Annotated in this window: 13 protein-coding genes; 3 read left to right on the top strand and 10 right to left on the bottom strand. The window is 49.1% G+C overall.

From position 1 onward, the window contains the following. Positions 1-229 precede the first annotated feature (229 nt). The 10 genes from AC3ZFK_RS03525 to AC3ZFK_RS03480 all read right to left on the bottom strand — a co-directional run bounded on the left by AC3ZFK_RS03525 (position 230) and on the right by AC3ZFK_RS03480 (position 9,620). Positions 230-1,267, bottom strand: a complete 1,038-nt coding sequence (locus AC3ZFK_RS03525) for a GNAT family N-acetyltransferase (RefSeq protein ID WP_487541366.1) — start codon at positions 1,265-1,267, stop codon at positions 230-232. A 5-nt stretch (positions 1,268-1,272) separates the two neighbouring features. Continuing rightward, a complete protein-coding gene (aroE, locus tag AC3ZFK_RS03520; protein ID WP_489433725.1) occupies positions 1,273-2,085 on the bottom strand; it encodes a shikimate dehydrogenase in 813 nt (270 codons plus the stop codon). Positions 2,086-2,104: 19 nt separating this feature from the next. After that, complete coding sequence (gene hemB / locus AC3ZFK_RS03515; RefSeq protein ID WP_487506439.1) at positions 2,105-3,109, bottom strand: porphobilinogen synthase; 1,005 nt, start codon at positions 3,107-3,109, stop codon at positions 2,105-2,107. Between the two features lie 74 nt (positions 3,110-3,183). Next, the gene (gene trhP / locus AC3ZFK_RS03510) at positions 3,184-4,482 is read right to left on the bottom strand and encodes a prephenate-dependent tRNA uridine(34) hydroxylase TrhP (protein ID WP_487541377.1); all 1,299 of its coding nucleotides are present in this window, start codon (positions 4,480-4,482) and stop codon (positions 3,184-3,186) included. 30 nt (positions 4,483-4,512) lie between these two features. Then, entirely contained in the window at positions 4,513-5,181 is a 669-nt protein-coding gene (locus tag AC3ZFK_RS03505) for a metalloregulator ArsR/SmtB family transcription factor (protein WP_487506432.1), read from the bottom strand. A gap of 173 nt (positions 5,182-5,354) precedes the next feature. Then, positions 5,355-5,705 carry an iron-sulfur cluster insertion protein ErpA gene (gene erpA, locus AC3ZFK_RS03500; RefSeq protein ID WP_487506431.1) on the bottom strand — a complete coding sequence of 117 codons (351 nt, stop codon included), beginning with the start codon at positions 5,703-5,705 and terminating at the stop codon, positions 5,355-5,357. Positions 5,706-5,790: 85 nt separating this feature from the next. After that, positions 5,791-6,825 carry an N-acetyl-gamma-glutamyl-phosphate reductase gene (gene argC / locus AC3ZFK_RS03495; RefSeq protein WP_487506430.1) on the bottom strand — a complete coding sequence of 345 codons (1,035 nt, stop codon included), beginning with the start codon at positions 6,823-6,825 and terminating at the stop codon, positions 5,791-5,793. A gap of 211 nt (positions 6,826-7,036) precedes the next feature. Beyond that, complete coding sequence (gene groL, locus AC3ZFK_RS03490; protein ID WP_487506429.1) at positions 7,037-8,686, bottom strand: chaperonin GroEL; 1,650 nt, start codon at positions 8,684-8,686, stop codon at positions 7,037-7,039. A 15-nt stretch (positions 8,687-8,701) separates the two neighbouring features. Next, the gene (gene groES, locus AC3ZFK_RS03485) at positions 8,702-8,992 is read right to left on the bottom strand and encodes a co-chaperone GroES (protein ID WP_487506428.1); all 291 of its coding nucleotides are present in this window, start codon (positions 8,990-8,992) and stop codon (positions 8,702-8,704) included. 166 nt (positions 8,993-9,158) lie between these two features. After that, positions 9,159-9,620 carry an FxsA family protein gene (locus AC3ZFK_RS03480; protein WP_487506427.1) on the bottom strand — a complete coding sequence of 154 codons (462 nt, stop codon included), beginning with the start codon at positions 9,618-9,620 and terminating at the stop codon, positions 9,159-9,161. A 35-nt stretch (positions 9,621-9,655) separates the two neighbouring features. Here AC3ZFK_RS03480 and cutA point away from each other — a divergent pair, with 35 nt between their 5' ends. The 3 genes from cutA to AC3ZFK_RS03465 form a co-directional block, all read left to right on the top strand. Beyond that, a complete protein-coding gene (cutA, locus tag AC3ZFK_RS03475; protein ID WP_487506426.1) occupies positions 9,656-9,985 on the top strand; it encodes a divalent-cation tolerance protein CutA in 330 nt (109 codons plus the stop codon). Between the two features lie 20 nt (positions 9,986-10,005). Continuing rightward, positions 10,006-11,871 carry a protein-disulfide reductase DsbD gene (locus AC3ZFK_RS03470; RefSeq protein WP_489433724.1) on the top strand — a complete coding sequence of 622 codons (1,866 nt, stop codon included), beginning with the start codon at positions 10,006-10,008 and terminating at the stop codon, positions 11,869-11,871. A gap of 2 nt (positions 11,872-11,873) precedes the next feature. Next, positions 11,874-12,150: TlpA family protein disulfide reductase (locus tag AC3ZFK_RS03465; RefSeq protein ID WP_489433723.1), on the top strand; the 277-nt coding region annotated here is incomplete at its 3' end.

Raw genomic sequence — 12,150 nt, 5'->3', positions numbered from 1 at the left:
CCTCAATTATCGTGAATCTTGTGTCTATTATAATCGTACGTTCGCTTTGCCTAACAGTATATTATACGGAATCACTAAATATTGTGATATACGGATTCCATATAGCATCAGATCCAAGCCGCTATACTGTGAATTTTGACACAATCAACAAGCTCGCTCTGTTCCGCTCCTGACTATATAATAAGATCAACAAGATCTCTTCATGACTGAACTGTGCCCTACAGTCGGCCTACTTGTTGAATATACGCTTAAACCCATTCTTGAGCATAGCCATCAACGTACTTGAATCACCCTGCGATCTATTCTGCTTGATAAATAACAGCCTCCATCGCTCTCTACGCAGTGACATCCAGTCCCGCTTGTAGGCCTCGTTACCAGTGAGGAAGTCAATCTCCTCAACCTTATCGATTTCAATCACATACTGCATCAGGTATGCAGTAAGAATGGAGCCAGGTGAGTAGCGCTTCCACTCTTCATCATAGGCCAACCTGAAGATACTCGCTTGACCGTGAACAACAAACCAGAGCTGTGCTGCAGCAGCTTTCCCGTCGATATATAAAACAGCTATTCTTGTCCAGTCCGGTACTGACAGGTTGATCGCTACCGCATCGAGCAGCGCCACATACTGCTCGTTCGCTTTCCAGCTAGCTGAATAGGCGGAGTGGTAATCTATCAACCCTTGTTGTACCTCATCCCCCTTGAACATACGTATCTTGCATTCATGTTCACGCTCCAGCTTGCGCTGTTTGCGTGTGATGGTATTGCGCAATTGAGCAGGCCTTCCGGCCATGTATGCATCGAATGAGTGCTGCTGGGTGCGATGGATCCAGTTATAGAAAAAGAAGTATTTTTGAGGTTCGTAACCAAAGGTAGCCAGAGCCTGTTGCAGACCCAATATATTATGATCATCTTCGGCAACAGGGCTCAGCTGCAAAGAGTGGATAGAGTGTTGACTCAGCCCCTCAGCCAAACAGGCCAGGACTTCTGGCTGTCTCTCTGCTGCTAACAGCAAACTGTAGAGGGCGGTGTAACGGTGGCTAACTGATTGCCAGTATTCACCCTCTCCAATTAGTGGCAACAGTGCCAGCACACTCTCTTCATCAACTACGCTGGTCAGCAATAGTGACTGCCCATCCTCTAATGCTATTGTATCAAGTGCCTCGAACCATTCGCGGGTGAGAAACATGCTCTCATCCCCACTATGATCAAATAGCGAATCAACACCTGCAGGTAGCTGACTCCATTTGCTGTAACACTTAAATTTCACATCTGTTAACGCAGCGCCTTGATCACCGGTGCTGTATTGGGGTGCACTCCTCGCCACAGGCTAAAAGATTCTGCCGCCTGCTCCACTAGCATACCCAGTCCATCCATTATTTTTACTGCACCAAACTCCTCCCCCCACTGCATGAATGGGGTTGGCTCAGCCGAGTACATCAGGTCATAACAGACTGCGTCTGGAGCCAGAATATCAAATGGCAGTGGCGGCATCTCTCCCTGCAGACTGGCTGCGGTTCCATTGATTATCAGGTCAAAGTGCTGGCCATCGAGCTCATCAAAACCTCCGCCCTCTATATTGCCAAGATCAGCGAACTCCTCTGCCAACTCTTCGGCACGCTCTGGGGTACGGTTGGCAATTGATATCTGGTTTGGTTTTTCGTTAAGAAGTGGCTCAAGTATTCCCCTGACTGCACCGCCTGCGCCCATGATCAGGATGTTTTTGTCTTTAAGGCTCATCTTATGGTTTGCTGTCAGATCTCTCAACAGCCCAATACCATCGGTGTTGTCACCATAACGTGAGCCATCATCACGAATCTGAATGGTATTGACTGCACCTGCACGCTGTGCCCGTGGCGACAGCTCATCGACTGCCTCCCATGCCTCGTGCTTGTAGGGGACTGTGACATTCATCCCTCTGCCTTGAAGTTGTTGAAAGGCATTAAGTACCTGTACGAACTCTCCCGCCTCTACCTGCTGTTTTTCATAGATCAGATCCTGCCCGGTCTGCTCTGCAAACATGGAGTGAATCTGCGGGGATTTGCTATGGGCAATCGGATTGCCAACCACCATATATCGATCTGTCATGGAGTTTTGTTAACCAGGTTTATGCCTTCAGCCAACGTGCTACATCTTTGGCATAGTAGGTGAGAATCCCATCTGCACCTGCACGTTTACATCCCAGTAGAGCCTCCAGCACTACCGCCTCTTCATTGAGCCATCCCTTCTGGGCAGCCGCCTTCAGCATGCTGTACTCACCACTTACATGATAGACAAAGGTAGGGGCCCCGAACTGATCCTTAACCCTGCGGACAATATCAAGATATGGCATTCCAGGCTTGACCATCACCATATCTGCCCCCTCTTCCAGATCAAGCGAGACCTCCCATAGTGCTTCGTCACTATTTGCTGGATCCATCTGGTAAGTTGATTTATCACCAGAACCAAGATTTGCTGCAGAGCCGACCGCATCACGGAATGGGCCATAGAAACTGGATGCATATTTGGCTGAGTAGGCCATGATTCTGGTGTGAATGTGGCCCTCTTCTTCCAGCGCAAAGCGGATATCCCCAATTCTTCCATCCATCATATCTGATGGTGCAACAATATCGGCGCCTGCCTCCGCATGAGATACCGCCTGCTGCATCAAGACCTCTACCGTCTCATCATTCATGACATAACCACTATCATCAATAATGCCATCCTGGCCATGGGTGGTGAATGGGTCCAGAGCAACGTCTGTCATTACTCCCAGCTGCGGAAATTTCTTCTTGAGTGCCCGTACTGCGCGTTGCGCCAGGCCATCAGGGTTGTAGGCCTCTTCTGCGAGCAGTGATTTCTTGTTTTTGGGGACCACAGGAAAGAGGGCAATAGTCGGAATACCGAGATCAATCAGCTGTTTTGCCTCTTTTAGCAGTTGATCGATAGTTACCCTCTCTACCCCCGGCATTGACTTAACCTTTTGGCGACGGTCTTTACCCTCAATAACAAACATTGGGTATATCAGATCGTTTGGGGTCAATACATTCTCTCGCATCATCCGACGCGAAAAATCATCTCTACGCATTCTGCGCATTCTCACATGTGGAAATTGACCTCGGCTTGCTTCTATCCTGGACACAACTACTCCCCTCGTTATTGTTTGGTAACTACTTAATCTGAGATATTAACGTAAAAAAGATTGGTTTACAGGAATCTGGCAATCATCCCGTGGCTGAAACTATTCCCATGTGACGAGAGGTCAAGTGGAATCCGTGCTCGATGACCACCGCCTGGAACAACATCAACCAACTCCCCTTTCAAATTCTCAATCCTCTCCAGAACAAACTCACGATTACCCTGAGGCATAATCAACTCCACTCTGTCTCCAACACTGAACTTGTTTTTGGCCAGTAGTGTTGCCACCTTCTGCTGGGGATCATAATCTGTAATCTCTGCTACATAGAGTTGCTGATGACCCAAAGAGTTCCCCTGAATATAGTTTTGATACTCCTCATCATGGTGTCGCTTGAAAAAACCATCGGTATATCCTCTGCTGGCAAGATTCTCAAGCTCACCAAGCAGTGAAGGATCAAAATCACGGCCCGCAACCGCATCATCAATCGCCTTCCTGTATGACTGGGTCACTCTGCTTACGTAATAGATGGACTTGGTTCTGCCCTCAATTTTCAGTGAATCCACCCCCATCTCAACCAGACGCTTAATATGCTCTACTGCACGCAAATCTTTGGAGTTCATGATGTAGGTACCATTCTCATCCTCTTCCATAGGGATTGGCTGCCCCGGGCGTCCCATCTCTTCAATCAGTATTCTTTGGCCATGCGCCTGATCATCAGCAACTGCCAAGTCGCCATTATCATCAACCTTACTGGCAACTTCTCTGTACTCCCAGCGGCAGGCGTTGGTACATGCCCCCTGGTTTGCATCCCTGTGATTGATGTATCCGGAGAGTAGACAGCGTCCGGAGTAGGCCATGCAGAGCGCTCCATGGACAAAGACCTCAAGCTCTATATCGGGACACTGCTGACGAATCTCCTCTACCTCATCAAGAGAGAGTTCACGAGAGAGAATCACCCGCTCAATTCCCATGCTCTTCCAGAAATTTACTGTCGCATAATTGACGCTGTTGGCCTGTACCGACAGATGAATTGTCTGTTCTGGCCAGCGCTCTCTCACAATATGGATCAGGCCAGGATCCGCCATAATCAAGGCATCCGGACCAAGCTCAACAACGGGCTCTATATCTCTCTGGAAAGTATTTACCTTGCTGTTATGAGCCAGTATATTTGCTGTTACATATAGCTTCTTATCCTGCTGATGCGCCTCATCAATAGCGCTCCCCAATCCAGCAAGGTCAAAGTCATTTTCTCGCACCCGCAGACCATAGCGTGGCAGACCAGCATAGGCAGCATCTGCGCCATAGGCAAAAGCCGCACGCATATGCTGCAGTGTCCCTGCAGGGGATAGAAGTTCTGGGGATTTAATTTTCATCCGGATATTCTACCGGATTGGGAACTACTCTTCTTTCATCTCAACTGGCATGCCAGCTTTGCGCCACTCTGGAAAACCTTCATCCATACGACGCGCCTTGAACCCTTTCTCACGAAGCTTGGCAACGGCATCATAAGCCAACATGCAGTATGGGCCACGACAGTAGGCAACAATCTCACGCTCAGGATCAAGCTCACCAACGCGATCCTCAAGCTGGTCCATCGGTACACTTATTGCGCCCTGGATATGTCCAGCCTCATACTCAACCTCAGGACGGACATCCAGTACTGTGACCACGCCATCTCCAGCACGCTCCATCAGCTCGTTAACCGGAACAGGTTCCAGATCATCCTTGACAGTTAGATAAGTATTGACCAGGCGCTCTACCTCGGCCAGATGGCGCTCAGATAGTTTTCTCAGTGCCACCAATAGATCAATAACCAGGTCGTCAGAGAGGTTGTAGTGGACATACTGCCCAACCTTTCTTGCGGTAACCAATCCTGCATTTCTTAACAGTTGAAGATGCTGAGATGTGTTGGCAACAGTCAGTTCGGCTGTAATTGAGAGCTGCTCTACAGTACGCTCTCCCTGTGCAAGGATCTCTAACAGCTCAATTCGATAGGCATTGCTAAAGGCTTTCCCGGTACGGGCAAACTGCTCGAAAATTGATTTTTTATAGTCTTTTACTGGCATAAGTCCATCAATAATCACACATTCTATTGAATGAGTCAAGTATGATTTAACAACTCAATAAAACTAGCCCGCAGCTCTCGCCAGGGGGCATGATGATCGCGCAGGAATTTGGACCCACAAGGGATTTTCCGAAGGAGCGGAATAGAGGGCGCATTAAGCTTTTTAGAGGCTTCTTAAACTGAAAACGATGACCCGCAACCACAGGTTGATGTTGCATTCGGGTTATTGACCACAAAACGTGCGCCATCAAGCCCCTCATAGTAATCAACCTCGGCGCCATTGAGATGCTGCATACTCATCGAGTCAACCAGCATGGTGGCACCATTTTTCTCTACGACGGTATCCCCCTCCTCCACATCTTCATCAAACTTGAATCCGTACTGAAATCCGGAACAGCCACCACCTGTTATATAGACTCTAAGCTTGAGATTATCATTTCCCTCTTCCGCAATTAGCGCCTTAACCTTGATAGCTGCAGCCTCGGTAAATCCTACGTAGTCATTGAGTACATTAATCTCTTTCATAAAAACATCTCCAGAATCATTATTCAATGAATTATCTGATCTCCGACAAAATTAGTCAACTTTTACGGTTTTCAGAGACCGTCCATCAAGGCATGAGGGCGACCAGATCCAGTCCTGTAGTCTCATCAAGACCAAACATGATATTCATATTCTGCACTGCCTGCCCAGAGGCGCCCTTGACCAGATTGTCAATCACCGACAACACAACTACGTGATCTGAATCTTCAGGTTTGTGGATGGCAATTCTACATACATTACTCCCACGCACCGTACGTGTCTCTGGATGAGAGCCAGCCGGTAGCACATCGACAAAAGGCTCATTCAGATACTTCTCTTCATAAACTGACTGCAGGTCAGCAACATTCTCAGATAGCTGCATATAGAGTGTCGCATGAATCCCACGAATCATTGGTACCAGGTGAGGTACAAAAGTGAGCCCTATTTCACTCTGATGCGCCATTCTGCCAACCCCTTGGTGAATCTCTGGCCAGTGCCTATGTCCAGGTACTGCATATGCCTTGAAGCTCTCTGCAGACTCGGCCTGCAGAGTTCCTACATTTGCACCACGACCGGCGCCACTAACTCCTGATTTACAATCGGCAATCAGTCCATTCAGCTCTACCAGCCCTTTTTCAACCAGAGGTAAAAACCCCAACTGGACAGCCGTTGGATAGCATCCTGGATTAGCCAATACTCGCGCCTCCCGAATTGCCTCACGGTTCACCTCAGGCAGACCATAGATAGACTCTGCCAGCAGATCCTCACAGGCATGGGGCACTCCGTACCACTTCTCCCAGACTGCCGGATCACTCAGACGAAAATCTGCCGCCAGATCGATAATGCGCACACCCGCACTCACCAGCTCTCGAGCCATCGTCATGGCCACCCCGTTTGGGGTTGCTGAGAAGACCACGTCACAGCTCTTCAGCTGCTCTATATCGGGCTCGGAGAACTCAATACCGACATGTCCGCGCAGATTGGGGAATAGCTCTGCAACAGGCTTCCCTGCCTCTGAACGAGAGGTAATAACCTGTAGCTCCACATCCGGGTGCTTTGCAAGCAATCGCAGCAACTCTACACCGGTATATCCGGTTCCTCCAACAATCCCAGCCTTAATCATCGTTATATCTCAATTTACAAAAAACCAATTCTAACAAAAAAGCCCCGATCAATGCTGACCGGGGCTTTTTTGAGACGATAATACTCAAACATCGTCCAGGGAACCTCTGCAGACAGCTGCAGAACAAGGCAAAAAATGTGAGTTTACTAAAAGTAAATGATCATTTTTTAACGCCGTTATGCGGCCATCTGGAGATGAGCTGAGCGATAATTTACATCATGCCGCCCATTCCTCCCATACCACCCATACCACCACTCATATCCGGCATTGGGGCTGCTGTCTCCTGAGGAATCTCAGCAACCATCGCCTCTGTAGTGATCATCAGACCAGTTACAGATGCTGCGTACTGCAGTGCAGAACGGGTCACCTTGGCTGGATCAAGAATTCCCATCTCGATCATGTCACCATACTCTGCAGTAGCTGCGTTGTAGCCGTAGTTGCCATCGTTGTTTTCGATGTTGTTAACTACAACAGAACCCTCATCACCTGCATTGGCAACAATCTGACGCAGTGGCTCTTCCATGGCACGACGCATGATGTTGATACCAACATCCTGATCATGGTTATCACCAGAGAGATCAGCAATACCTGCACGGGCACGAACCAGAGCAGTTCCACCACCTGGGACCACACCCTCTTCAACTGCAGCACGAGTTGCATGCAATGCATCCTCAACACGCGCCTTCTTCTCCTTCATCTCCACTTCTGTTGCGGCACCAACCTTGATAACAGCAACACCGCCAGCCAACTTGGCAACACGCTCCTGAAGCTTCTCTTTATCATAGTCAGAGGTGGTATTTTCGATCTGCTGACGAACCTGGACAACACGTGCCTCGATCTCTTCAGCACTGCCGGCACCATCAATGATAATGGTATTGTCCTTCTCGACCACAATACGCTTGGCAGTACCAAGATCTTCCAGAGTGGTCTTCTCCAGAGAGAGTCCGACCTCCTCAGAGATAACCTGACCACCAGTCAGAATCGCTATATCCTGCAGCATGGCCTTGCGGCGATCCCCAAAACCAGGGGCCTTGACTGCAGCTACCTTGACGATTCCACGCATGGAGTTTACAACCAGAGTTGCCAGTGCCTCACCCTCGATATCCTCGGCAATAATTAGCAGAGGACGGCTTGCCTTGGCAACACCCTCCAGGATCTGCAGCAGGTCACGGATATTGGAGATCTTCTTGTCAAACAGAAGGATAAATGGATCCTCCAGCTCGGCAGTCATGTTCTGTTGGTTATTTACAAAGTAGGGGGAGAGATAACCGCGATCAAACTGCATACCCTCAACAACATCCAGCTCATTCTCAAGGGACTTGCCCTCCTCAACGGTGATTACACCCTCTTTGCCGACCTTCTCCATTGCGTCCGCAATGATGGTACCAATTGACTCATCGGAATTTGCAGAGATACTACCGACCTGGGCAATCGCACCGGTGTCAGTACATGGGGTTGAGATCCCCTTGATCTGTTTAACTGCAGCTATAACCGCCTTGTCGATTCCACGCTTGAGGTCCATTGGGTTCATGCCCGCTGCTACCGCCTTCATACCCTCACGCATGATTGCCTGAGCCAGTACAGTTGCTGTTGTAGTTCCATCACCAGCAACATCAGATGTCTGAGAGGCAACCTCTTTTACCATCTGCGCACCCATATTCTCGTACTTGTTCTCCAGCTCGATCTCTTTGGCTACAGAGACGCCATCCTTGGTAATGGTTGGGGCACCAAATGCCTTGTCCAGAACCACATTACGACCTTTAGGGCCAAGGGTTACCTTTACCGCGTTGGCCAGAGTATTGACGCCGGCCAGCATCAGATGACGCGCGTCATCACCAAACTTTACTTCTTTTGCGCTCATAATTATTTTCCTTCCTTATCCTTCGATGACAGCCATGATGTCGCTTTCATTCATGACTAGCAGCTCTTCACCGTCCACCTTAATCTCGGTTCCAGCAAATTTACCGAACAGAACAGTGTCACCAACCTTCACATCCATCTCCTGGCGTGAACCGTTATCAGCGACCTTGCCATTACCGGCAGCAACAATCTCGCCACGGCTTGGTTTCTCGGTTGCTGAATCAGGAATAACAATACCGCCGGCGGACATCCGCTCCTCTTCCATGCGGCGAACAACTACACGATCGTGCAGGGGACGCAAATTCATAATGGTCTCTCCTTAATATTATGATTAATCTTAAAATCTGACTCGGGCAGAGAGGAAATCACAATTAGCACTCTCGCCCAAGGAGTGCTAATAATATGGACGGTTATTGTGAAGTCAAGGGAAGATGCTGAAAATAATAACTAATACCCCAATAAAGAGCTTGCAGCTATTTCAGCCAGGGGTCATCCTTTTGGTGGAATTCACCATCGATAGTCACCCCATCTTCTCGCTCTCTAGACGAGTCTGTAGAGCGATACTGGAAATTAACACTGCTTGAGCGGGCAAGAAAACCTCGTATCAACATCCTTCTGGTCGCAGGAACCAGCCCAAGAAAACCAATAAAATCAGTTACAAACCCGGGAGTAAGCAACAGGGCCCCGCTTATCAGAAGTGCTGCGCCCTCCAATAACTGAAGTGCCGGTATCTCTCCACTAGCCATACTCCTCTGCGCATCCATCATGGTGGAGAGTCCTTGTGCCCTCAATAGAGTCACTCCAACAATTGCCGTTGCCACTACCAATATAATGGTTGGAAAGGCTCCAATCACTGCACCCACCTGCATCAACAGATAAATTTCAACCAGCGGAACCAGTATAAAGAGGGCGAAGAGCAGTCGAAAGGGATTCATATCGCGCCTATTGTACTGTATTCTCTGCTCTTATTGTGGCAACACCGAAAGATACAATTGTAATTCTGACAACCTGTCCCAATCGGGCAACAGCGGAATCAATTGCCCGTTTATTGGTCGAACGTAGATATGCCGCCTGTGTAAATCTGATTGATGCTGTCCAGTCAGTATATCGGTGGAAAGATGAAATAGAGAGTGATGAGGAGACTCTACTTATTATAAAAACAACGAAAACGCGATACGCAGATATTGAGAGCACCATCCAGAGTAACCACCCCTACGATACCCCAGAGGTGATTGCACTGGATATTGTGAGCGGAGCCAACTCATATCTCTCATGGGTCGCACAATCTACCGAAGAATAGAGGCAAAATATAATAACGTCATGAAATTGAAAGAGAATATCTGGACTTTACTGTTCACTATACTGATCTTGCTGGGGGCTATATCCCCCACATTGGCAGAACAATCATCACTACAGCAGCTCGGCGGATTGATGGACTCACTGGGCTTAGGCGCTGAGAGTGACGACCCCCTCCATCCCGACAAGGCTTTTGCCTTCTCCAGTGAGGACCCAGAGGAGGAGTCAATCCGGCTGGATTGGCAGATTGCAGACGAACACTACCTCTATCGCAACAAGTTCAAGTTCAAACTACTAGATGAGAAAAATCTCTCAATTGGTACCCCCGACCTCCCTGCGGGAGATATGAAAGAGGATCAGTTCTTTGGCACCCTAGAGGTTTACCATGGTAACCAATCAATCAATCTCCCCCTCAGGCGTACCAGCAACGATGCCGCCAGTGGCACCCTGAGAGTAATGTATCAGGGGTGTGCCGAACGGGGGATATGCTACCCACCAATCAGCAAAAAAGTCTCTATCAGCCTGCCTGCAGTTATTGCCTCTGCCTCCGCCGCAGAGGAGAGTGTTGCCCCACTGGCAGAGCAGGATCAGATTGCAGCATCCCTGGGGAATGGGAACATGTTACTCACCCTTCTAAGCTTTTTTGGGTTTGGATTGTTACTGGCATTTACCCCTTGCATCTTCCCGATGATCCCCATTCTCTCTGGCATTATTGTAGGCCAGGGTGAGAGCATAACTACCCGCAGAGCATTCACCATGTCGTTGGTATATGTACTGGCAATGGCTCTTACCTACACTTTTGCTGGAGTGATGGCTGGACTGTTTGGGGAAAACCTGCAGGCTGCTTTCCAGAATCCGTGGATACTTGGAACATTCAGCTTCGTTTTTGTCATTCTGGCACTCTCCATGTTTGGCTTCTATGATTTGCAGATGCCGTCGAGCATTCAAGGAAAGCTGGCATCAGCAAGCAATCGACAAAAAGGTGGATCATTGACCGGGGTTGCAGTTATGGGGCTACTTTCTGCCCTGATTGTTGGGCCCTGTGTGGCTGCACCACTGGCTGGAGCGCTGATCTATATTGGACAGACCGGAGATGCTCTGCTGGGCGGAATGGCTCTGTTTGCACTAAGCATCGGCATGGGTATGCCGTTACTGGCAATCGGCACCTCAGCTGGCAAACTGCTCCCTCACGCCGGAGGGTGGATGGATGCAGTCAAATCAATATTTGGGGTATTGCTACTTGCTGTTGCCGTATGGATGCTGGAAAGAATCATTCCTCCATCAGTAACCATGGTACTTTGGGCGGCATTACTAATTGTCCCTGCAATTTACATGGGTGCGCTAGAACCGCTTCCATCCCCCAGCAGCGGCTGGAAGAAGCTATGGAAAGGGTCTGGCTTGCTGATGCTGGTTTACGGAGTCATGCTAATGATTGGGGCAGGCTCAGGCAGTGGCGATCCATTCCAGCCACTTAAAAACATCAACGTAGGCGGATCTGGCTCGGCGATAGCTCAACAAGAGCATCTCTCTTTTCAGCAGATCAAGGGGATTGATGGTCTTGAGAAGGCTCTGGCCAGGGCAACCAGTAACAACCAGCCTGTTTTTCTGGACTTCTATGCTGACTGGTGCATCTCATGCAAAGAGTTTGAATCTCTGACTTTCTCTGATCCAGATGTTCAACAGGCGCTCTCCTCAGCAATGCTACTGCAGGCAGACGTTACCCCCAATGATGAACAGGATCAGGCCCTGATGAAAAAACTGGGAATTTTTGGCCCACCCGCACTCCTCTTCTTTAACCGTGACGGCAACGAGGTCACCTCTGCCCGCCTGGTGCAGTTTATGGACGCAAAACCATTTGTAGAACATGTGCGCAAGGCCTTGAAACAATAGATATGAACAAGAGAACAGTACTCATTCTGGCATTGATCGCCCTGTTGGCAGGCGGCTCCGTCAGCTACTACCTGAACTCTACTGCAACCCCCCTGAATGTGGCTCCATCTGAGGCCATCACCAAGTCGGACAATACGAATCCTCTTGATATTGCTCTACTCGATCTTGATGGCAGGCCCCATAAAATGAATGAGTGGAGTGGCCAGGTAGTGGTGATTAATTTTTGGGCCACCTGGTGCCCCCCATGCAGACGTGAGATCCCGACAATCATTGCGCTAC

The organism is Candidatus Thiopontia autotrophica (genome assembly GCF_982804495.1).
Note: the sequence above shows the minus strand (reverse complement) of the source record. Positions and strands in the feature narration are given on the sequence as shown.